Genomic DNA, 22,165 nt, shown 5'->3' on the forward strand with positions numbered 1-22,165 from the left:
AGCGGTGGTTGGGCAAATGAGGGGGGTAGCTGTTGGGGGTTTGTGGTGTACATATCTGTTATTTGAGTAATGGAGATTACATGTGGGAGGGGGCTTGCTCCCGATAGCAGTGGGTCAGCTACACATAAGTTGACTGACCCACTACTATCGGGAGCAAGCCCCCTCCCACAGTTTGTAAAGCGTATGGCAGAGAATTCCGGTCGGCTCTAAGGCCGCCGCGCTTCTGCTTTTGATCTGAGGCGCCCCGTCAAACACGCTGGCCGAACGCAGGCTTTGGAGCGTGGGTAACCCGGCAGGACGCCGACCCGCCGTAAGGGCGGAACCCTAATCAGCCGTTACCCCAATAATGGATATGTCTCCCCTAAACCAATGCCTTCAACAACATCCCAACCGCAACCAATACGCACAAACTGGCAAACCCCACCTGCAATGCCCGCGCTGGAATCACCGACCCCAGCCGCCGCCCAACCAACATGCCGACGACACTCGATCCGATAAACGCCCAGCCCACCGGCTCGATGCTCACACCCGCATGAAACGCCCCCACCACGCCGATCAGCGAAAGCAGGCTGACAACCATCAGCGAAGTCGCAACGATCCCGCGCATTTGCACATCGGTCAGTTGCTTGAACGCCGGCACGATCAGGAAGCCGCCGCCCACGCCCAACAAGCCCGATACAGCACCGGTAACGGCACCCAATGCAGCCAGGGTGGCGCTGCACTTGGCGGTCCAGGCCAGGCGCCCGGTCTGCTGATTGAGCATGCAGTTCTTCTGCCCCCACAGCGCGGCACCATGGTCGCTCGGCCCGGGCTCGATCTTTTCGCGCTGCAGCATGCGCCAGGCCACCAGCACCATCAGCGCGCTGAACAGCCCCATCAGCACCGTTTCCGAGAGCTGATGAGCGACAAACACGCCCAACGGTGAAAACAACGCACCGAGCAAGGCGATCAACAGCGCCGCGCGATAACGCACCAGTCCGTGGCGCAGGCCGTCAATCGCCCCGACCGCTGCCGCCGCGCCCACGGCAAGCAACGACACCGGCGCGGCCTGGGTCATCGTCAACCCCAGTCCCAACACCAGCGCCGGCACCCCGAGAATGCCGCCGCCCGCGCCGGTCAGGCCCATGACCAGGCCCATCAATACCCCAAGAACACTCGCCAGCAGCATTCAGTCCACCTTGCTCAGGCGGGTCAGCCACTCGCGCCCCTTGAGCATGCCGTTCCAGTAGAACCACGGCAGCAGCGTGGCCTTGAGGAACCACATCGAACGCCGTGCCCGGGTGGGGTCGAGGGGAAAAGTCGGCAGCAGCTTGCCGCCGTAGCCGAATTCGGCCAGCACCACCTTGCCCTTCTCCACCGTCAAGGGGCAGGAGCCATAGCCGTCGTACTTGAGCGGCAACGGCGCCTGTTTGCGCAGGGCCAGCAGGTTTTCGGCAACCACCACGATCTGCTTGCGCACCGCTGCGGCGGTCTTGGCATTGCTGGTGCCGCACACATCGCCCAGGCCGAAGATGTGTGGATAGCGCACATGCTGCAGGCTGTGAGGGTTCACGTCACACCAACCGGCCGCGTCGGCCAGCGCGCTTTGGCGGATGAAATCCGGGGAGACTTGCGGCGGCACCACGTGCAACAGGTCGAAGGACTTTTCCGCAACGCTGACGTTGCCGTCGGCACCCTTCACCTCGAACCAGGCCTTGCGTGCCGGGCCGTCGACCTTGATCAGGTTGGAGTTGAAGGCCAGCCGCGCGTGGTACTTTTCCACGTACTTCATCAGCGGTGGCACAAAGGTCGCCACGCCGAACAGTGCGGCACCGGCCAGGTTGAATTCGACGTCGATGTTTTTCAGGCTGCCCTGCTTGAGCCAGTGGTCGCAGGACAGGTACATGGCTTTCTGCGGCGCACCGGCGCATTTGATCGGCATGGCCGGCTGGGTGAAGAGCGCCTTGCCGCCCTTGAGCTGCTGCACCAGTTGCCAGGTGTAGGCCGCGTGCTGATAGCTGTAGTTGGAGGTGACACCGTGTTGGCCGAGCGAGTCCTGCAGGCCTTCGACTTTCTCCCAGGCCAGGCGCAGGCCGGGGCAGACGATGAGGTTGCTCCAGCTCACGCGCTGGCCGCTGTCGAGCACCAGGGTCTGCTGGTCGGGCAGCAGTTCGGTGACCGCCGCCTGGATCCAGGTGACACCGTTGGGCAGTACGTCGGCCAGCGGGCGCCGGGTCTTTTGCAGGTCGTAGGCACCGCCGCCGACCAGGGTCCAGGCGGGCTGATAGCAATGAAAGTCGTTGGGTTCGATCAGGATGATGTTCAGTTGCGGGTCGCGCTTGAGCAGGCTGGCCAGCAGGCCGATGCCTGCCGAGCCGCCGCCGATGACGACGATATCGCCACTGATGGTGGGTCCCCAGTGTTGTTCGGTCATTGTCTACTGCCTTTTTGAGTCAATGCACACAAGGGTCGCTGCCGGATGGCGTCACGCCCAGCTTTTTATGACCGCGCCGCAGTACAGGCCGGACAGGGTCTTCATCACTTGGATCACTTCGTGGCTGGCCAGCCCGTAGAAGATGTATTTACCTTCCCGACGGGTGGCGACCAACCCTTCGTCCCGCAAAATGCCCAACTGTTGTGACAGCGTCGGCTGGCGCACGCCCGTCTGGGCTTCCAGCTCGCCGACGTTGCGTTCGCCCAGGGTCAACTGGCAGAGGATCAACAGGCGGTCCTCATTGGCCAACGCCTTGAGCAAGGAACAGGCCTTGGACGCCGATGCACGCAATTGGGCGACTTCGCCCTCGCTCAACGTAGATTCCATTTGCCTCGGCTCCTTTATCTCACTTAAGCTCAAAACATTATGTTTAAACGTAAACTGATTGTAACCACTTTTTTCTTCATCGGGGATAGCCGCCATGCCAGCGTTGATTCAAGCCTTTCTGGACGAGGCATCGTCGACCTACACCTACATCGTCTATGAAGCCGAGGGTGGCCCCTGCGCCATTGTCGATTCAGTGCTCAACTACGACCCCGCGTCCGGGCGCACCGATACCGCACAGGCCGACAAGGTGATTGCCTTCGTGCGGGCGCATGGCCTGCAGGTGCAGTGGCTGCTGGAAACCCATGCCCATGCCGATCACCTCTCCGCCGCACCGTACCTGCGCCGCATCCTGGGCGGCAAGATCGCGATCGGCCAGTCGATCAGCAAGGTGCAGGGAGTGTTCAAGAACCTGTTCAACCTGGAGCCGGAGTTCCGCGCCGATGGCTCGCAGTTCGACCATCTGTTCGCGCCGGACGAAATCTTTCATATCGGCGGCTTGAAGGCCCAGGCGCTGCATGTGCCAGGGCATACGCCGGCCGACATGGCCTACCTGATCGACGACCGCCTGATCCTGGTGGGCGACACTCTGTTCATGCCCGACGTCGGCACCGCCCGCTGCGACTTCCCTGGCGGCGATGCACGGCAGTTGTACGCCTCGATGCGCAAGCTGCTGGCGTTCCCGCCGCACACTCAGCTGTATGTGTGCCATGACTATCCGCCAGAGGGCCGCGAAGCCAAGTGCCTGACCACCGTGGCCGAGCAGCGCGCGGGCAATATCCATGTGCATGACGGTGTGGATGAAGCGACGTTTGTAGCGATGCGCACCACCCGCGACGCCGGGTTGGGGATGCCGACACTGTTGCTGCCGGCGATCCAGGTGAATGTGCGGGCGGGAAATATGCCGCCGGCGGAAGAGAATGGCGTGACCTATCTCAAGATCCCTATCAACAAACTTTGACGATTCAAGCCCCCACCGACATTGTTCACTGTTGAGTCAGGAACCGAGGCTGATGCCGTTGGCCGGCAGCGGCAACGCCGTCTTGTAGCGCACCTGCTTTAACGCAAAACTCGACCGGATATTGGCCACCCCCGGCACTTTGGTCAGAAAGTCCATCATGAACCGCTCCAGCGCCTGAATCGTCGGCACCAGCACCCGGATCAAGTAATCCGGGTCGCCGGCCATCAGGTAGCACTCCATCACTTCCGGCCGGTCCGAAATCGCCCCTTCAAACTGCTGCAGGGCCAGCTCGTTCTGCTTCTCCAGGCTCACGTGAATGAACACATTCACATGCAGCCCCAGCAGATCGGCATCCAGCAGCGTCACCTGCTCGCGGATCAACCCCTGCTCTTCCATGGCCTTCACCCGATTGAAGCACGGCGTGGGCGACAGGTTGACCGAGCGGGCCAGGTCGGCGTTGGTGATGCGGGCGTTCTCCTGCAGTGCGTTGAGAATGCCGATATCCGTACGGTCCAGTTTGCGCATGAGACAAAATCACCTGTTTATTATGTTTATGCAGTTTTTTTATCCGCAAATGATCGGCAGCGCAACGAAACACAGATAAATATTCTTCTACGCCCCGCCTATGATTGTTGTAGGACAGGATTTCTTCTACCCGAAGACTGACTGTCAGCTAGCGCGCCCACTACAAGAAATTCACAAGATCGAGCGTAGAAAGCCATGAATCAGCCGTATGCACCGTTGCGCCTGCACGTTCCCGAACCCTCGGGGCGACCAGGTTGCAAGACCGACTTCACCTACCTGCGCCTGACCGACGCCGGCCTGGTGCGCAAACCCGCCATCGACGTAGAACCCGCCGACACCGCCGACCTGGCCAAGGGCCTGATCCGCGTGCTCGACGACCAGGGCCAGGCCCTGGGCCCATGGGCCGAAGGCATCCCCGTCGACATCCTGCGCGCCGGCATGCGCGCCATGCTCAAGACGCGCATCTTCGACAACCGCATGGTGGTCGCCCAGCGCCAGAAAAAAATGTCGTTCTACATGCAGAGCCTTGGCGAAGAAGCCATCGGCAGCGCCCAGGCCCTGGCCTTGAACATCGACGACATGTGCTTCCCCACCTACCGCCAGCAAAGCATCCTGATGGCCCGCGATGTGCCGCTGGTGGACCTGATCTGCCAACTGCTGTCCAACGAGCGCGACCCGCTCAAGGGCCGTCAGTTGCCGATCATGTACTCGGTCAAGGATGCCGGCTTCTTCACTATTTCCGGCAACCTCGCCACCCAATTCGTACAAGGCGTGGGCTGGGGCATGGCCTCGGCGATCAAGGGCGATACCAAAATTGCTTCGGCCTGGATCGGCGACGGCGCCACTGCCGAATCGGACTTCCACACCGCCCTCACCTTTGCCCACGTGTACCGCGCGCCGGTGATTCTCAACGTGGTTAACAACCAGTGGGCCATCTCCACCTTCCAGGCCATCGCCGGCGGTGAAGCCACCACCTTCGCCGGACGCGGCGTGGGTTGCGGCATCGCCTCGCTGCGGGTGGACGGCAACGACTTTATCGCGGTGTATGCGGCGTCTGCCTGGGCCGCCGAGCGTGCGCGCCGCAACCTGGGCCCGACCCTGATCGAGTGGGTGACCTACCGCGCCGGCCCGCACTCCACCTCCGACGATCCGTCCAAATACCGCCCAGCCGATGACTGGAGCCACTTCCCGCTCGGCGACCCAATTGCGCGCCTCAAGCAGCACCTGATCAAGATTGGTCAGTGGTCCGACGAGGAGCACACGGCGGTCAGTGCCGAGCTTGAGGCCGAAGTGGTCAAGGCGCAGAAAGAAGCTGAACAGTACGGCACCCTCGCCGGCGGCCAGATTCCAAGCGCCGCGACCATGTTCGAAGACGTCTACAAAGAGATGCCGGAGCACTTGAAGCGCCAGCGTCAAGCGTTGGGGATCTGACCATGAACGATCACAACAACAGCATCGAAGTGGAAACCGCCATGACCACCACCACCATGACCATGATCCAGGCGCTGCGCTCGGCCATGGACGTGATGCTTGAGCGCGACGACAACGTGGTGGTGTTCGGCCAGGACGTCGGCTACTTCGGCGGCGTGTTCCGCTGCACCGAAGGCTTGCAGACCAAGTACGGCAGCTCGCGGGTGTTCGACGCACCGATCTCCGAAAGCGGCATCGTTGGCGTGGCCGTGGGCATGGGCGCGTATGGCCTGCGCCCGGTCGCCGAAATCCAGTTCGCCGACTACGTCTACCCTGCCACCGACCAGATCATCTCCGAAGCGGCGCGCCTGCGTTACCGGTCGGCTGGCCAGTTCACCGCACCACTGACCATGCGCATGCCCTGCGGCGGCGGCATCTATGGCGGCCAGACCCACAGCCAGAGCATCGAAGCGGTGTTCACTCAAGTGTGCGGGCTGCGCACGGTGATGCCGTCCAACCCGTACGACGCCAAAGGCCTATTGATCGCCTCCATTGAAAACGATGACCCGGTGATCTTCCTTGAGCCCAAGCGCCTCTACAACGGCCCGTTCGACGGCCACCACGACCGCCCGGTGACGCCGTGGTCGAAACACCCGCAGGCGCAAGTGCCGGACGGTTACTACACCGTGCCGCTGGACGTGGCCGCCATCGTGCGCCCGGGGTCTGCCGTGACCGTGCTGACCTATGGCACCACCGTGTACGTGTCGCAGGTCGCCGCCGAAGAAACCGGCATCGACGCCGAAGTCATCGACCTGCGCAGCCTGTGGCCGCTGGACCTGGACACCATCGTCAAGTCGGTGAAAAAGACCGGCCGCTGCGTGGTGGTGCACGAAGCCACGCGCACCTGCGGCTTCGGCGCCGAGCTGGTGGCGCTGGTGCAGGAGCACTGCTTCCATCACCTGGAAGCGCCAATCGAGCGCGTCACCGGGTGGGACACGCCCTACCCGCACGCGCAGGAGTGGGCGTATTTCCCAGGGCCGTCCCGCGTGGGCGCGGCGTTGAAACGGGTCATGGAGGTCTGAATGGGCACGCACGTTATCAAGATGCCGGACATTGGCGAAGGCATCGCAGAAGTTGAGTTGTCGGTGTGGCATGTAAAGGTCGGCGACATGGTCGTCGAAGACCAGGTGCTGGCGGATGTGATGACCGACAAGGCGATGGTGGACATTCCCTCGCCGGTGCACGGCAAGGTGATTGCCCTCGGCGGCGAGCCGGGTGAAGTGATGGCCGTGGGCAGTGTGCTGATCAGCATTGAAGTGGAAGGCGCGGGCAATGCCAAAGAGGCGCCGGCCGTGGCTGCAAGCGAGCCCGTGCAGGCCGCGCCGGTGTTCGCCGCCAAACCAGCGCTGGCGGTGACTCAAGCGAAACCCGCAGCAGCGCCGGTGGCCCGTGAAGGCGACGAACGCCCGCTGGCCTCCCCCGCCGTGCGCAAGCATGCGCTGGATGCCGGCATTCAATTGCGCCTGGTGCAGGGTTCCGGCCCGGCCGGGCGAATCCTGCATGAAGACCTCGACGCGTATCTGCAACAGGGTTCGGCGAAGGCTTCCATGGCGTCGAACCCTTACGCCGAACGCCACGATGAAGAGCAGATCCCGGTGATCGGCATGCGCCGCAAGATCGCCCAGCGCATGCAGGACGCCACCCGCCGCGCCGCGCATTTCAGCTATGTGGAAGAAATCGACGTGACGGCGCTGGACGAGTTGCGCGTGCACCTTAACGAGAAGCACGGCGCCACCCGCGGCAAGCTGACCCTGTTGCCGTTTATCGTGCGGGCCATGGTCGTCGCGCTGGGGGAGTTTCCGCAGATCAACGCGCGTTACGACGATGAGGCTCAGGTGATTACTCGCTTGGGCGCGGTGCATGTGGGCGTCGCCACCCAGAGCGATGTTGGCCTGATGGTGCCGGTGGTGCGTCACGCCGAGGCGCGCAGCCTGTGGGGCAGTGCGGAGGAAATCGCGCGACTGGCCGCCGCTGCGCGCAACGGCAAGGCCAGCCGTGAGGAGCTGTCCGGCTCGACCATCACCCTCACCAGCCTCGGCGCGCTGGGCGGCATCGTCAGCACGCCGGTGCTGAACCTGCCGGAAGTGGCCATTGTCGGCGTCAACCGCATCGTTGAGCGGCCGATGGTGGTCAAGGGCCAGATCGTGGTGCGCAAGATGATGAACCTCTCCAGCTCCTTCGATCACCGCGTGGTCGATGGCATGGACGCGGCGCAATTCATCCAGGCCATTCGCGGCCTGCTCGAACAACCCGCCAGCCTGTTCCTGGAGTAAGGGCATGACCCAGACATTACACACCACGCTGCTGATCATCGGCGGCGGCCCCGGCGGCTATGTGGCGGCGATTCGCGCAGGCCAGCTGGGCATCCCGACCATCCTGGTGGAAGGCCAGGCCCTGGGCGGCACCTGCCTGAACATCGGCTGTATTCCGTCCAAGGCACTGATCCATGTGGCCGAGCAGTTTCAGCAGACCGAGCATCACAGCCAGGGGGCGGTGCTGGGCATCGAAGTGGCCGCGCCAACCCTGAACATTCAGAAAAGCGTGGAATGGAAAGACGCCATCGTCGACCGTCTGACCAGCGGTGTCGCCGCGCTGCTGAAGAAGCACAAGGTGCAGGTGATCCACGGCTGGGCCAGGGTGGTGGACGGCAAGACCGTCGAGGTCGGCGACCAGCGCATCCAGTGCGAGCACCTGCTACTGGCCACCGGTTCGAAAAGCGTCAACCTGCCGATGCTGCCCATCGGCGGACCGATCATTTCGTCCACCGAAGCGCTGTCGCCGCAACGGGTGCCCAAGCGCCTGATCGTGGTGGGTGGCGGTTATATCGGCCTGGAGCTGGGCATTGCCTATCGCAAGCTGGGGGCGGACGTGAGCGTGGTTGAGGCGCAGGATCGCATCCTGCCGGCCTACGACGCCGAGCTGACGCAGCCGGTGGCCGATTCGCTCAAGCACTTGGGCGTGACGCTGTACCTTCAGCACAGCGTGACCGGTTTTGCCGACAACCGCCTGCAGGTGCGTGATCCGAATGGCGAGACCCTGTCCCTGGACACCGATCAGGTGCTGGTGGCCGTGGGCCGCACCCCCAACACCCGGGGCTGGAACCTCGAAGCGCTGAACCTGGACATGAACGGCGCGGCGATCAACATCGACAGCCGCTGCCAGACCAGCATGCGCAATGTGTATGCCATCGGCGACCTCAGCGGCGAGCCGATGCTGGCGCACCGTGCCATGGCCCAGGGCGAAATGGTCGCCGAACTGATCAGCGGCAAGGCCCGCGACTTCAACCCGGCGGCGATTCCGGCGGTGTGCTTCACCGACCCGGAGCTGGTGGTGGTCGGCAAGACCCCGGAGCACGCCACGGCCGCAGGCCTGGATTGCATCGTGGCAAGCTTCCCGTTCGCGGCCAATGGGCGGGCGATGACACTGGGGTCCAAAAGTGGCTTCGTGCGAGTGGTGGCGCGGCGTGACAACCACTTGATTGTCGGCTGGCAGGCGGTGGGAGTGGGTGTGTCGGAGCTGTCCACCGCGTTTGGCCTGAGCCTGGAGATGGGCGCGCGCTTGGAAGATGTGGCGGGCACCATCCACGCCCATCCAACCCTCGGCGAAGCGGTGCAGGAGGCGGCATTAAAGGCGCTGGGTCACGCGTTGCACCTGTAAAACCGGAGCGAAGCCATCGCAGGCAAGCCAGCGCCCACCGGGGTAATGCATTCCAATGTGGAAGCTGGCTTGCCTGCGATGGCGATACAGAGGCTGGAGCTGTCCACCCTGTGGCTCCCACACCGGCCAAGAATGCAGTATTGTTGCCACCATCCAGAAAAAACCGACTTGACCAGAGATAGAGGGTGTCATGGGTAACGAAAGCATCAATTGGGACAAGCTGGGTTTTGACTACATCAAGACCGACAAACGTTTTCTCCAGGTCTGGAAAAACGGCGAATGGCAGGAAGGCACCCTGACCGACGACAACGTGCTGCACATCAGCGAGGGCTCCACCGCCCTGCACTATGGTCAGCAGTGCTTTGAAGGCCTCAAGGCCTACCGCTGCAAGGACGGCTCGGTCAACCTGTTCCGCCCGGACCAGAACGCTGCGCGCATGCAACGCAGCTGTGCGCGCCTGCTGATGCCGCAGGTGTCCACCGAAGACTTCATCGACGCCTGCAAACAAGTGGTCAAGGCCAACGAGCGGTTCATCCCGCCGTACGGCAGCGGCGGCGCGCTGTACCTGCGCCCGTTCGTGATCGGCACCGGTGACAACATCGGCGTACGCACGGCGCCGGAGTTCATCTTCTCGGTTTTCGCCATCCCGGTTGGTGCCTACTTCAAGGGCGGCCTGGTGCCCCACAACTTCCAGATCTCCACCTTCGACCGCGCCGCGCCACAAGGCACCGGTGCCGCCAAGGTCGGTGGCAACTACGCCGCCAGCCTGATGCCGGGTTCCGAAGCCAAGAAGTCCGGTTTCGCCGATGCGATCTACCTCGACCCGATGACCCACTCGAAAATCGAGGAAGTCGGCTCGGCCAACTTCTTCGGGATCACCCACGACAATCAGTTCATCACGCCGAAGTCGCCTTCGGTGCTGCCGGGCATCACCCGCCTGTCGCTGATCGAACTGGCCGAGACCCGCCTGGGCCTCACCGTGGTCGAGGGCGACGTGTTCATCGACAAGCTGGACCAGTTCAAGGAAGCCGGCGCCTGCGGCACTGCTGCGGTGATTTCGCCGATTGGCGGCATCCAGTACAACGGCAAGATGCATGTGTTCCACAGCGAAACCGAAGTGGGCCCGGTCACCCAGAAGCTCTACAAAGAGCTGACCGGCGTGCAGACTGGCGATGTTGAAGCGCCGGCGGGCTGGATCGTCAAGGTCTGATCCGGCAACACCGCAAAACACTGTGGGAGGGGGCTTGCTCCCGATGGCAATGGGTCAGTCAGCACCTGTATGGACTGACACACCGCCATCGGGAGCAAGCCCCCTCCCACATTTGGTTGCAGCGCTCTCAGGAGGGCGGCGGAATATTCTCGGCAATCTTCTTGCCCATGCTGGTCCTCGGCTCCACGCCATACCCCAGCGCCTCATAGAACCCCACCACGGCCTCATTGCCGCCGCTGATCTGCAGGTTGATCTTCATGCAACCCAGCGCAGTCAACGCCTGTTCCGCATGGCGCACCAGTGAAGAGCCCAGGCCGTGCCGACGATAGTCCGCGTGCACCGCCACCGAATACAACCAGCCGCGATGACCGTCATACCCCGCGAGAATCGTGCCGATCACGGTTTTTTTATCCGTCGCCACGAAGAACAAACCGTCGTTGACCGCCAGCTTTTTATCGATGGCCAGGGTTGGCAGGTTATGCGCGGTGTCGTAGCCAAAGGCTTCCCGCCACAACGCCGCCACCTGTGCGCGATGCTGACGGTCGCGATACGGCCCGATGGGGTGGCGCGACGACAGCGCCTTTTCCATCACCAGCGTGCGCTCATTGCCGTGGTAAACGTTGCGTACCGTGTGAAACCCCTGCCGGGTATAGAACGGCTCGGCCGTCAGCGAGGACGGCACACTCAATACCGTTACGCCGGCTTCACGGGCCCGCAGTTCGATTTCGATCATCAGCAGCCGGCCAATGCCCTGCCCTTGCAGCGCCGGGTTGACGAACACCGAACGCACCACATTGCCATCGAGGGCCGCCGTGGCGACGATTGTCTGATCCTGAGTGGCCACCAGCACGACGCGGCGTTCGAGCAGCGCCAGCACCGCCTCGGGACTGAAGTTGCTCGCCACCCGGGCAATCACATCGGCCGGGTAATCCCGCGCATTGCTGCTGTGCAAGGCCGCCAGGACGACCTGGCTGATGCCTTCGGCATCGGCGGTTTGGGCGAGGCGAACGGCGGTAGACATGATTCCTCCTGGCTGACGGCGGTTAAGCAAACACCACAATACCAATGTGGGAGCGGGCTTGCTCGCGAATGCGGCGTATCAATCACTGAAGATGTCCATCAATCCAGCGTCTTCGCGAGCAGGCCGCTTTTATCAAGCACACCATAACGTGTTGATTTAAATCCTGAAATTTCAGACAGCCGCATCACTGTGGCGAGCGGGCTTGCCCCGCGCTGGGCTGCGCAGCAGCCCCAAGACCATGCTCTGCGCAGTGTCAGGTACACCGTGCTCTCCTTGATTGGGGGCGCTTCGCGCCCCAACGCAGGGCAAGCCCCAATGCCGTTCAGTTAAGCGCAGATTCCCTGTGGCGAGCAGGCTTGTCCTGCGTTGGGCTGCGCAGCAGCCCCAAAACCAGACGCTGGGCCGTATCAGGTACACCGCGTTTTGCTTGATTGGGGGCGCTTCGCACCCCAACGCGGGGCAAGCCCGCTCGCCACAGAGCGTGCAAATCCAGCGAGTTGACGCAGCCTCCCACGGGTTTTAACCCTGCCCGCTCGAGATGCGTTTACCAGGCTTGGCGCCGATCAAACTGGCCTGCCCATCTTTCTGCTTGCCCGTGCGCGCTTCGGTGATCAGCCCCGGGATCAACTTGCCCTCCGGCAGATTCTTCCAGAACCGGCTCGGAAAGTGCCCTTCCATGACCTTGGGGTTGAGCCGCGCCGGGTTGAAGATATGGCTGTAATAGGTCAGCCACATGGCGCTGTGCGGGTCGTCGACATTCTGCGCCAGTTGCTGCCACGCCTCGGGGCACTTGCGTTGATGAATCAACTGCTCGCCGTCGTAATACACCCCATCCAGCGGCGTGGCGATCATCCAGCGGTGGCGGCCCATGCGCCCGATAAAGTGCTGGCTGGCCGAGTGCAATATGTCATGGGCCGGTTCGTGCCAGGCCACGTATTCCGGTAACTGCGGACCCGCCTCGGGCGGCAGCGCGATGAAGCGTACGAACGCGTGCAAATGGTGCGCCTCGCGACTCACCTGCTTGATGCGCCGCTGCAACTCACTGCCCAGTTTGTCGCCGGCAAGCATCGCGGTGCGGTCGCCATGGCTGACCCGCCACAACACCTCGTACAGCAGGCTCCAGCGTTGGTCGCCGTGATAACACGCGGCAGACGCCAGCAGGTCGATCAGCGCCTTGGGAATCCGCGCCTGGAACGGCCCCGGCGTGTCGGGAATGGCCTGGTCGGTGGCAAACAGGTCGGCGACTTCCGTCGCGCCCCAGCTCACCTGACTCGGGTCGACCTGATGACTGAGCAGCCAGCGCGCCTGTTCGCGCCAGGTGCTGAACAGGTTGTCGCATTCCAGGCTGATCATCCCCACAGGCCCATTTGCTGCGGCGCCGGGCGGTCGCGCAATTGCTCGCGCAGCAGCACGCTGGTGCTCTCGGCCTGTTGCGGGTGGTAGTCGCTGGTGATGAAAAACGGCTTGGCCTTGGCCAGCACGCAGCGCATGCGCGCCAGGTCTTCAAAGCGGATCTTGCGTTCGCGACGCAGGTCGACCAGCCGCTGGGTGGTACGCAGGCCAATGCCCGGGATGCGCGCGATCAGGGTCGGTTCGGCGCGGTTGAGGTCGAGGGGGAAAACTTCGCGATGCTCAAGCGCCCAGGCCAGCTTGGGGTCGATATCCAGCGCCAGGTCGCCGGGGCCAGCAAGCAGCTCGCCGGCGCTGAACCCGTAGCTGCGCAACAGGAAATCCGCCTGGTACAGACGGTGCTCGCGCATCAGGGGTGGCGCGGCCAGGGGCACGCTTTTCGGGCTGTTGGGGATCGGGCTGAACGCCGAGTAATACACACGGCGCAGCTTGAAATTGCCGTAGAGCGCTTCGGCGCCGTGGAGGATGGTGCTGTCGTCGGTGTCGTCGGCGCCGACGATCATCTGCGTGCTCTGCCCGGCCGGGGCGAAGCGTGGCGCGCGGGGTTCGTTGCGCACGGTCTGTTCGCCGGTGTAGATAGTCTGCATGGCCTGCCTGATGGAGACAATCTGCTTCTCCGGCGCCAGGGTGTGCAGGCTGGCTTCGGTCGGCAGCTCGATGTTCACGCTGAGGCGATCGGCATAACGCCCGGCCTCGGCAATCAGGGCCGGGTCGGCGTCGGGGATGGTCTTGAGGTGGATGTAGCCGCGAAAGTCGTGTTCTTCGCGCAGCAGCTTGGCCACCCGCACCAGTTGCTCCATGGTGTAGTCCGACGAGCGGATGATGCCGGAACTGAGAAACAGCCCGCTGACGCAATTGCGCCGGTAGAAGTCCAGGGTCAGGGTGACCACCTCCTCCGGGCTGAACCGTGCGCGGGGCACATCACTGGAGCGGCGGTTGACGCAGTATTGGCAGTCGTAGAGGCAAAAGTTGGTAAGCAGTACCTTGAGCAGCGACACGCAACGGCCGTCGGGCGTATAGCTGTGGCAGATGCCCATGCCATTGGTGGAGCCCAGCCCCGCCTTGCCTTCCGAGCTGCGCTTGGGCGCGCCACTGCTGGCGCAGGAGGCGTCGTACTTGGCGGCATCGGCGAGGATGCTGAGTTTTTCGATCAACTGCATGAAAGGCTACCGATACTGGTTTTTTGTACAGTATCAGCGGCCCAACGGTGTCACAAGTACCGTCTGTAGGAGCGAGCGAACTCGCCCCTGCAAAGGGAGATCAACTGGCGGTGGCCAGCAACAGATCCTGGACCGAACGGCCTTGACCACGATGACGATCGTTTTCATACAACGAAGTGGCAATCTCATCGGCGCGGATCGGCAACACTGACAGCAAGGTGTCGCTCAAGCCATGGCTGGCCTGGCTGAACCCCTGGATGTATATGCCCGCCTTGCAACGCTCGTCGGTGACGATGCGGTAGTCGCGCGCCACTTCGAAATCGCCCATGTAGGCGTGCAGCGGCGCCAGCAGTTCACGGTGCATCTGGCGCTCGTAGCCGGTGGCGAGGATCACCGCGTCGTAGTGGCTGACGCTGGTTTCGCCGGTGGCGTTGTCGCGCAGGGCCAGTTCGATGCCCAGGGGGCCGGCGCTGGCTTTCTCGACCACGGTCATGGTGCGGAACGTCTGGCGCGCGATGCCCGAGACTTTCTGGCGATAGAAGATGCCGTAGATGCGCTCGATCAAGTCCAGGTCGACCACCGAATAGTTGGTGTTCTGGTACTCGGCCACCAGCCGCTCGCGCTCCGCACCGACCTGCTGGAACACCAGGTCGGTAAAGGCCGGCGAGAACACTTCGTTGACGAACGGGCTATCGTCGGCCGGCTTGAGCGCCGACCCGCGCAGGATCATGTCGACCTGCACCGAAGGGAAGCTGTCGTTCAGGTCGATGAAGGCTTCGGCCGCGCTCTGGCCGCCGCCGATCACCGCGATGCGCATCGGTTTACCCTCGACGCACGGTTGCTGGGCCATGCGCGTCAGGTACTGGGAATGGTGGAAGACGCGGCCGTCATCCTTGAGCGCCTTGAACGCATCAGGCACTCGCGGTGTGCCGCCGGCGCTGACCACCACCGCACGGGTGGTGCGCACGTGCTGCTCGCCTTGTGTATCACGGGAGATCACGCGCAGCGCCTCGACCTGCTGCTGGTGCAGGATCGGTTCGATGGCCAGGACTTCCTCGCCGTAGTTGGCCTGGCCCTGAAACTGCCCCGCCACCCAACGCAGGTAGTCGTTGTACTCCATGCGGCACGGATAGAAGGTGCCCAGGTTGATGAAGTCCACCAGACGGTCGTGGGCCTTGAGGTAATTGACAAAGGAATAGGGGCTGGTGGGGTTGCGCAGGGTGACCAGGTCCTTGAGGAAGGAGATCTGCAGTTCACTCTGGGTCACCAGGGTATTGCCGTGCCAGCGGTAGTCGGCCTGCTTGTCGAGAAACAGCACGTCCAGTTTACCCTGGGCTTTTTCACGCTCCTGCAGGGCGATGGCCAGCGCCAGGTTCGAAGGGCCGAAACCGATACCGATCAGGTCGTGAACCGCGGGCGAAGCAATTGCCTGTGTCATTCCAGTGTCCTCTGGATAAGCCCCTTGGCGGACGGGGCGGGAATACCGTCAAGGCCTGAACAACAGGCCGTGTGTTGATAGGAAACGAGGACAGTGAAATAAAATTTAACTAACAGCTGATCAGTGCGCGTCCCACTCGCGCATGCGCACGCGGCAGTGCTTCATGGCGTTGACGATGTGTTTTTCCACCAGCGCGCGGGAAATGCACAGGCGCTCGGCGATCTGCAGGTGGGACAAACCGTCGAGCTTGCGCAGCAGGAAACTGTCGCGGCAGGCGCTCGGCAACTCGGCCAGGGCGCGTTCGAGCATGTCCAGGCGCTGGGCCTGATCGTGAGTGGCATGGGGCGAGCCGCTGGCGAAACGCTCCTCGCTGTCGAGCACCTCCAGTGGCTCGACCTGGCGCAGGGCGTTGCGCCGGTGGCCGTCGATCACCAGGTTCAGCGCGGTGCGGTACAAAAATGCGCGGGGCTGGTCGATGGGCGTGTCGCTGGTGCGCTCCAGCACTCGCACGTAAGCGTCATGCACCACATCTTCGGCCACCTGACGGTTGCCCAGCTTGGCGTTGAGGAAACACACCAGCTCGCGATAGTAGTTTTCCAACATGACTCCCGTCCGTGTCGCGCAGCGATAAGACTCTTGAATAAGAACACCCCTACTGACGCAAGCTTGTCCGCGCCTGCAGGCAAGCCACCGTGATGGCAGTTTGAGTGCGTGCAATTTATAGTAATTCTCATCTACTTTTAAAGAAGTCTCGCCTTTGACGCGGTTTTTTTTACTCATCGGCGCTGTTACAGCCTGTGTAACCGCCTAAATTTGCGCGCCATGCCCTCGTATAACAGTCAGCTCTCCGCGACTGCGGCCATACCTCCCGGCTGGAACCCACGCATGAAACGCCCTCGCCTCGCCCGACGCGCCCTGCCTGCTGTGGCGTGCCTGATTGCCCTCATCGCGCTGATCACCTGGTACACCCTGCCGCCGAGCCGCGATGCACTGACTACCGTCACCGTCACGCGTGGCAACATTGAAAACAGCGTCACCGCACTGGGCACCCTGCAACCGCGCCGGTACGTGGATGTGGGTGCCCAGGCGTCGGGGCAGATCCGCGCCATTCATGTCGAGGCCGGCGATCAGGTCGAGGCAGGCCAACTGCTGGTAGAGATCGACCCTTCCACACAAAAAGCCAAACTCGACGCCAGTCGCTACGCCATCGACAACCTCAAGGCCCAATTGCAGGAACAACAGGCCCTGCACGCACTGGCGCGGCAGAAATTCCAACGTCAGCAGCGCCTGGCGGCGGGTAACGCCACGCGCGAAGAAGACGTGCAAGCCGCCAGGGCCGAGCTGAGCGCCACCCAGGCGCGCGTCGAAATGTTCCAGGCGCAGATTCGCCAGGCCCAGGCCAGCCTGCGCAGCGACGAAGCCGAGCTGGGCTACACACGCATTTATGCGCCGATGAGCGGAACGGTGGTGGCGGTGGACGCCCGCGTCGGCCAGACCCTCAACGCCCAGCAGCAGACGCCCTTGATCCTGCGCATCGCCAGGCTGTCGCCGATGACGGTGTGGGCCGAGGTGTCGGAAGCCGACATCGGTCACGTCAAACCGGGCATGACCGCCTACTTCACCACGCTCAGTGGCGGCAGCCGTCGCTGGACCAGCACCGTGCGGCAAATCCTGCCGATTCCGCCCAAGCCGCTGAACGAAACCAGCCAGGGCGGCGGCAGCCCCAGCAGCAAGAGCGGCAGCGGCCGCGTGGTGCTCTACACCGTGCTGCTGGACGTGGATAACACCGACAACGCGTTGATGGCCGACATGACCACCCAGGTGTTTTTCGTCGCCGGTCAGGTTAAGGACGCCCTCACCGCGCCGGTCGCCGCCTTGCACGGCAGCACGGCCCGCGTGGTCGCGCAGAACGGGCGCATTGAGGAGCGCCAGGTGCGCCTGGGCATCAGCGACCGGCTGCGGGTCGAAGTGCTCGACGGCCTCAGCGAGGGCGATCACCTGCTGATCGGCCCGGTCGACGGCAGCGGAGGTTGAGGTGAACACGCCGCTGATCGAACTCAAGAACATCCGCAAATCCTACGGCGGCGGCGACAGCCCGCAGGTGGATGTGCTGCGCGGCATCGACCTGTCGATCCATGCCGGCGAATTCGTCGCCATCGTCGGCGCGTCCGGGTCCGGCAAGTCCACCCTGATGAACATCCTCGGCTGCCTCGACCGCCCGACCGTGGGCGACTACCTGTTCGCCGGGGAAAACGTCGCGCACCTGGACGGCGATGCGTTGGCCTGGCTGCGCCGCGAAGCCTTCGGTTTCGTGTTCCAGGGCTACCACCTGATTCCGTCCGGCTCGGCCCAGGAAAACGTCGAGATGCCGGCGATCTACGCCGGCATCAGCGCCGCCGAACGTCATGCCCGCGCCAACGCCCTGCTCACCCGGCTGGGCCTGGCCGAGCGCACCGCCAACCGCCCGCACCAGCTTTCCGGCGGCCAGCAGCAGCGGGTGTCCATCGCCCGCGCCTTGATGAACGGCGGCCATATCATCCTCGCGGACGAACCCACCGGCGCCCTCGACAGCCACAGCGGCGCCGAGGTCATGACCCTGCTCGACGAACTGGCCAGCCAGGGCCATGTGGTGATCCTGATCACCCACGACCGCGAAGTCGCGGCGCGCGCCAACCGTATCATCGAGATTCGCGATGGCCTGATCATCAGCGATTCCGCCGACAGCGACAGCAGCGTGCCGGCATCGGCCAACGGCAACGCGCTGCAGGCCGTGGACCTGCGCCAGCGCCTGGCCGACGGCGCCGAACACAACGGCGCCTGGAAGGCCGAACTGGTGGACGCCGTGCAAGCGGCATGGCGCGTGATGTGGATCAATCGCTTTCGCACCGCGCTGACCTTGCTGGGCATCATCATCGGCGTGGCATCGGTGGTGGTGATGCTGGCGGTGGGCGAAGGCAGCAAGCGCCAGGTGATGGCGCAGATGGGCGCGTTCGGCTCCAACATCCTCTACCTCAGCGGCACCTCGCCCAACCCGCGCACGCCGCAGGGGGTGGTCAGCCTCAGTGACGTTGCCGCCCTGGCCACGCTGCCTCAGGTGCAGCGCATCATGCCGGTCAATGGCAGCGATGCCGGCGTGCGCTTTGGCAATGTCGACTACATGGCGTATGTGGGCGGCAATGACACCCACTTCCCCGGCATCTTCAATTGGCCGGTGGTCGAGGGCAGCTATTTCAGCGAAGCCGACGAACGCAATGCCGCCACAGTGGCGGTGATCGGCCATCGCGTGCGCCAGAAGCTGCTCAAGGATGTCGCCGATCCCATCGGCCAGTACATCCTGATCGAAAACGTGCCGTTCCAGGTGGTCGGCGTGCTGGCGGAAAAAGGCGCAAGCTCCGGCAACAAGGACAGCGATGACCGCATCGCCATCCCCTACACCGCCGCCAGCGTGCGCCTGTTTGGCAGCTACAACCCCGAATACGTGGTGATCGCCGCCGCCGATGCGCGCAAGGTGCGAGAGGCCGAACAGGCCATCAATGAATTGATGCTCAAGCTGCACAACGGCAAGCGCGACTTCGAACTGACCAACAATGCGGCGATGATCCAGGCCGAGGCGCACACGCAGAACACGCTGTCGCTGATGCTGGGCTCGATTGCCGCGATCTCCCTGCTGGTGGGCGGGATCGGCGTGATGAACATCATGTTAATGACCGTGCGCGAACGCACCCGTGAAATCGGCATCCGCATGGCCACCGGCGCCCGCCAGCGCGACATTCTGCGCCAGTTCCTTACCGAGGCGGTGATGCTCTCGGTGGTGGGCGGCCTGTTCGGCATTGCCCTGGCATTGCTGGTGGGCGGTGTGCTGGTGCTGGCCAAGGTGGCGGTGCAGTTTTCGCTGCTGGCGGTGCTCGGCGCGTTTGGCTGTGCACTGGCCACCGGCGTGCTGTTCGGCTTCATGCCGGCGCGAAAAGCGGCCCGGCTCGATCCAGTCAAGGCATTGTCCAGTGAATAAATCTTCGTTTATCCCGCACCTGTCGGCCGTCAGCCTGTGCCTGCTACTCAGCGCCTGCGGCGGCAACCCGCCGGTCGTCGACGGCGGCGTCACCGCCCCCGCCGCGTGGCAATTCGCCGAGCGCGATGCCGCCCGGGCGCCCCACCAGCGCTGGTGGACGCAGTTTGGCAGCCCGCAGCTCAATCGGCTGATCGGCCAGGCCCGGCGTGACAGCTTCGATGTTGCCGCCGCCATCGCGCGCGTACGCCAGGCCCAGGCGAGCGCCGTGATTGCGGGGGCGCCATTGTTGCCCGAGGTAAAATTCAACCTCGCCACCGGCCATCAGAAACTGCTGCGCGGTAAGGGCGGCCCCGACCTGGATGTGTCGCAGAATGATGATGCCGTCGACAATTTCGGCGCCAATTTCAGCGCCAGCTATGAAGTGGACTTCTGGGGTGGGCGCGCCGCCGCACGGGACAGCGCCCTCTATGGGTTGCGCGCCAGCGAGTCCGACCGGGCCACCGTGGAGCTGACCCTGCTTGGCAACGTCGCCGACCGCTATGCGCAAACCCTGGCGGCACGCGAGCGCCTGCAGATTGCCGAGCTGAACCTGACCAACGCACGCAACGTGCTCAAGCTGGTGCAGACCCGCTACGACGCAGGCGCAGCCACGGCGCTGGAGCTGGCCCAGCAGAAAAGCCTGGTGGCCGGACAGCAGCGCCAGGTGCCCTTGATCCAGCAACTGGCCGAAGAATCGCGGATCAGCCTGGCCACCCTGCTCGGCCAACCGGTGCAGGCTCTGGCGCTGGAGGCCGAACCCTTCCACACGCTGACGTGGCCGAGCATCGGCCCCGGCGTGCCCAGCCAACTGCTGAGCCGGCGCCCCGACCTGGCCAAGGCCGAAGCACAATTGGCGGCGGCCAAGGCAGATGTCAAAGTCGCCCGCGCCGCCATGCTGCCCGCCGTAACCCTGGGTGCCACCGTTGGCTCAGATGCCTACAAGGCCGCAGAGATCCTGCGCAGCCCCTACTACACGCTGACGGCCGGCCTGGTGGCGCCGATTTTCGACCATGGCCGTCTAAGCGCCGAGCGCGACAAGGCCCGTGCACGCCAGGATGAATTGCTGCAAACCTATCGCGCCGCCATCCTCAATGGCTTTGCCGATGTGGAGAAATCCCTGAGCAGCATCACGCGCCTGGACCAGCAGCGCCAATGGCAGGACGAAGAATTACAGCAAGCGCAGACGGCATTGCAGATCGCCGAAAGCCGCTACCAGGCCGGCGCCGAAGACTGGCTGACGCTGCTTGCGGCCCAGCGCACCCTGTACGCGGCCCAGGACGCGAACGTGCAACTGCGGCTGTCGCGCCTGCAAGCCAGCATCGCGCTGTTCAAGGCGCTGGGGGGCGGCTGGAATACCGACAGTTGATAAACGAATCTCCGCTTTCCTACACAAACCGTTTATTTACCCTACATTATCCAGACTGGGGTCCTTGGTAAAAAAGCCGCTATCTCACGGCTGACCGACCCCCCTCGATGAAACTCCGCGCTCTAGCAAAATGCCTGGCCTGCCTCGGCTGTTGGCTTGCAGCTCCCCTGTTGCTGGCCGATCCGTTGATCACGCCGACCGCCATTGACTGGCTGCTGGATTGCCCCTTTTCCGGCGTTGTGCCGCTGGACCCCGAGGTGGTGGCGCGCACCCAGTGCGGTCAGGTGAGCGTGCCGCGCGACCATGCCGCCCCCGGGCGCGGTCGCGTGAATCTCACCCTGACCCGGGTAGGTGCCCGGCAGCCGCTGAACCGCGAAGGCGTGGTGTTTATCCAGCCGGGCACATCAGGCACGGCCAGCGGCGTGCATTTCGCACTGCAATTGGCCAGCCGCTGGGAATCCCTGGCGACACCGTCCTACCGCAAGCTGGTTGACCGGTATGACGTGATCGAACTGAGCGTGCGTGACCTGTCGCAGGACAACGCGGTCGAGCAGGCTGCGCAGGACATGGAATACGTGCGCGGGCAGTTGGGCGAGGCGCAGCTCAGCTTTGTGGGGAATGCCGACGCCACCCTGCTCGGCAGCCGTTATGGCTCGCTGTTTCCCGAGCGGGTCGCACGCATGGTGCTGGTGAACGCGAGCAAAGGCTCGCCGATGGCCACAGGGGTGGAGCAATTGCTGCTCAAGGACGCCTCCAGCGCCGACGTGAATGGCTGCGTGACCCGTTGGCTTGGCGACTTCCTCGCCGACGGCAAACAACCGCCTGCGTCCGCGCGCTGCCTGGACCGCGGGGCGTGGGAATAACAACCGCCCGTCACATGTGACCGCAGCTCCGTGGCGAGCGGGCTTGCCCTAATGCCGTTCAGTTAAGGAAAATTTGATCGTTCCCACGCATGGGAACGATCAAGAGGGCTCTTGTGGGCTTATTGTGGCGAGCGGGCTTGCCCCGCGTTGGGGTGCGAAGCGCCCCCAATCGAGCAAAACGCGGTGTACCTGATACGGCTCAGCGCCTGGCTTTGGGGCTGCTGCGCAGCCCAACGCAG

At 63.6% G+C, this 22,165-nt stretch carries 20 protein-coding genes; 10 read left to right on the forward strand and 10 right to left on the reverse strand.

Translation table 11 applies throughout. The annotated features are described in order from the left end of the window. Positions 1 to 361: 361 nt before the first annotated feature. Genes LUB09_RS14165 through LUB09_RS14175 form a run of 3 tightly spaced genes read right to left on the reverse strand, consistent with a single transcriptional unit; the run spans position 362 to position 2,800 of the window. Positions 362 to 1,168, reverse strand: a complete 807-nt coding sequence (locus LUB09_RS14165) for a sulfite exporter TauE/SafE family protein (protein ID WP_231422859.1) — start codon at positions 1,166 to 1,168, stop codon at positions 362 to 364. Next, entirely contained in the window at positions 1,169 to 2,413 is a 1,245-nt protein-coding gene (locus tag LUB09_RS14170) for an FAD/NAD(P)-binding oxidoreductase (RefSeq protein ID WP_231422860.1), read from the reverse strand. A gap of 51 nt (positions 2,414 to 2,464) precedes the next feature. Further along, positions 2,465 to 2,800 (reverse strand): ArsR/SmtB family transcription factor, encoded by a 336-nt coding sequence (locus tag LUB09_RS14175; RefSeq protein WP_057007617.1) that lies wholly within the window; start codon positions 2,798 to 2,800, stop codon positions 2,465 to 2,467. A gap of 94 nt (positions 2,801 to 2,894) precedes the next feature. On the opposite strand from LUB09_RS14175, the gene LUB09_RS14180 reads away from it, so the two are divergent. Further along, positions 2,895 to 3,758 carry an MBL fold metallo-hydrolase gene (locus tag LUB09_RS14180; protein ID WP_231422861.1) on the forward strand — a complete coding sequence of 288 codons (864 nt, stop codon included), beginning with the start codon at positions 2,895 to 2,897 and terminating at the stop codon, positions 3,756 to 3,758. Positions 3,759 to 3,794: 36 nt separating this feature from the next. On the opposite strand, the gene bkdR is transcribed toward LUB09_RS14180, so the two are convergent. Then, complete coding sequence (bkdR, locus tag LUB09_RS14185) at positions 3,795 to 4,283, reverse strand: Bkd operon transcriptional regulator BkdR (protein WP_003234208.1); 489 nt, start codon at positions 4,281 to 4,283, stop codon at positions 3,795 to 3,797. A gap of 195 nt (positions 4,284 to 4,478) precedes the next feature. On the opposite strand from bkdR, the gene LUB09_RS14190 reads away from it, so the two are divergent. From LUB09_RS14190 to LUB09_RS14210, 5 genes are all read left to right on the forward strand, one after another. Beyond that, the gene (locus LUB09_RS14190) at positions 4,479 to 5,714 is read left to right on the forward strand and encodes a 3-methyl-2-oxobutanoate dehydrogenase (2-methylpropanoyl-transferring) subunit alpha (protein ID WP_231422862.1); all 1,236 of its coding nucleotides are present in this window, start codon (positions 4,479 to 4,481) and stop codon (positions 5,712 to 5,714) included. Between the two features lie 2 nt (positions 5,715 to 5,716). Continuing rightward, a complete protein-coding gene (locus tag LUB09_RS14195) occupies positions 5,717 to 6,775 on the forward strand; it encodes an alpha-ketoacid dehydrogenase subunit beta (protein WP_209983053.1) in 1,059 nt (352 codons plus the stop codon). Then, positions 6,776 to 8,026 (forward strand): dihydrolipoamide acetyltransferase family protein, encoded by a 1,251-nt coding sequence (locus LUB09_RS14200; protein WP_231422863.1) that lies wholly within the window; start codon positions 6,776 to 6,778, stop codon positions 8,024 to 8,026. 4 nt (positions 8,027 to 8,030) lie between these two features. Continuing rightward, entirely contained in the window at positions 8,031 to 9,410 is a 1,380-nt protein-coding gene (lpdA, locus tag LUB09_RS14205) for a dihydrolipoyl dehydrogenase (RefSeq protein WP_231422864.1), read from the forward strand. A gap of 190 nt (positions 9,411 to 9,600) precedes the next feature. Further along, complete coding sequence (locus LUB09_RS14210) at positions 9,601 to 10,620, forward strand: branched-chain amino acid aminotransferase (protein WP_209983059.1); 1,020 nt, start codon at positions 9,601 to 9,603, stop codon at positions 10,618 to 10,620. A gap of 127 nt (positions 10,621 to 10,747) precedes the next feature. Here the strand turns inward: LUB09_RS14210 and LUB09_RS14215 are convergent, their stop codons facing one another. From LUB09_RS14215 to LUB09_RS14240, 6 genes are all read right to left on the reverse strand, one after another. After that, entirely contained in the window at positions 10,748 to 11,641 is an 894-nt protein-coding gene (locus tag LUB09_RS14215; protein WP_231422865.1) for a GNAT family acetyltransferase, read from the reverse strand. Positions 11,642 to 11,739: 98 nt separating this feature from the next. Beyond that, complete coding sequence (locus LUB09_RS14220) at positions 11,740 to 11,904, reverse strand: hypothetical protein (RefSeq protein ID WP_231422866.1); 165 nt, start codon at positions 11,902 to 11,904, stop codon at positions 11,740 to 11,742. 256 nt (positions 11,905 to 12,160) lie between these two features. Further along, on the reverse strand, positions 12,161 to 12,994 hold the full coding sequence (locus tag LUB09_RS14225) for a TIGR03915 family putative DNA repair protein (protein WP_231422867.1): 834 nt from the start codon (positions 12,992 to 12,994) through the stop codon (positions 12,161 to 12,163). Further along, the gene (locus LUB09_RS14230) at positions 12,991 to 14,211 is read right to left on the reverse strand and encodes a putative DNA modification/repair radical SAM protein (RefSeq protein ID WP_057007625.1); all 1,221 of its coding nucleotides are present in this window, start codon (positions 14,209 to 14,211) and stop codon (positions 12,991 to 12,993) included. Before LUB09_RS14230 ends, LUB09_RS14225 begins: the two co-directional genes overlap by 4 nt. Positions 14,212 to 14,311: 100 nt before the next feature. After that, complete coding sequence (locus tag LUB09_RS14235) at positions 14,312 to 15,649, reverse strand: lysine N(6)-hydroxylase/L-ornithine N(5)-oxygenase family protein (RefSeq protein ID WP_209983065.1); 1,338 nt, start codon at positions 15,647 to 15,649, stop codon at positions 14,312 to 14,314. A gap of 120 nt (positions 15,650 to 15,769) precedes the next feature. Then, on the reverse strand, positions 15,770 to 16,252 hold the full coding sequence (locus LUB09_RS14240) for a sigma-70 family RNA polymerase sigma factor (RefSeq protein WP_269325487.1): 483 nt from the start codon (positions 16,250 to 16,252) through the stop codon (positions 15,770 to 15,772). A gap of 282 nt (positions 16,253 to 16,534) precedes the next feature. Between LUB09_RS14240 and LUB09_RS14245 the strand changes: the two genes are divergently transcribed. The 4 genes from LUB09_RS14245 to LUB09_RS14260 all read left to right on the forward strand — a co-directional run bounded on the left by LUB09_RS14245 (position 16,535) and on the right by LUB09_RS14260 (position 21,926). Further along, entirely contained in the window at positions 16,535 to 17,683 is a 1,149-nt protein-coding gene (locus LUB09_RS14245; RefSeq protein WP_209983067.1) for an efflux RND transporter periplasmic adaptor subunit, read from the forward strand. A gap of 1 nt (position 17,684) precedes the next feature. Then, the gene (locus LUB09_RS14250) at positions 17,685 to 19,658 is read left to right on the forward strand and encodes a MacB family efflux pump subunit (RefSeq protein ID WP_231422868.1); all 1,974 of its coding nucleotides are present in this window, start codon (positions 17,685 to 17,687) and stop codon (positions 19,656 to 19,658) included. Then, positions 19,651 to 21,063, forward strand: a complete 1,413-nt coding sequence (locus LUB09_RS14255) for an efflux transporter outer membrane subunit (protein WP_269325488.1) — start codon at positions 19,651 to 19,653, stop codon at positions 21,061 to 21,063. The genes LUB09_RS14250 and LUB09_RS14255 overlap by 8 nt, the downstream gene beginning before the upstream one ends. Before the next feature lie 107 nt (positions 21,064 to 21,170). Further along, a complete protein-coding gene (locus LUB09_RS14260) occupies positions 21,171 to 21,926 on the forward strand; it encodes an alpha/beta hydrolase (RefSeq protein WP_209983070.1) in 756 nt (251 codons plus the stop codon). Positions 21,927 to 22,165 lie beyond the last annotated feature (239 nt).

Source organism: Pseudomonas sp. Leaf59 (genome assembly GCF_920984685.1).
GTDB lineage: Bacteria > Pseudomonadota > Gammaproteobacteria > Pseudomonadales > Pseudomonadaceae > Aquipseudomonas.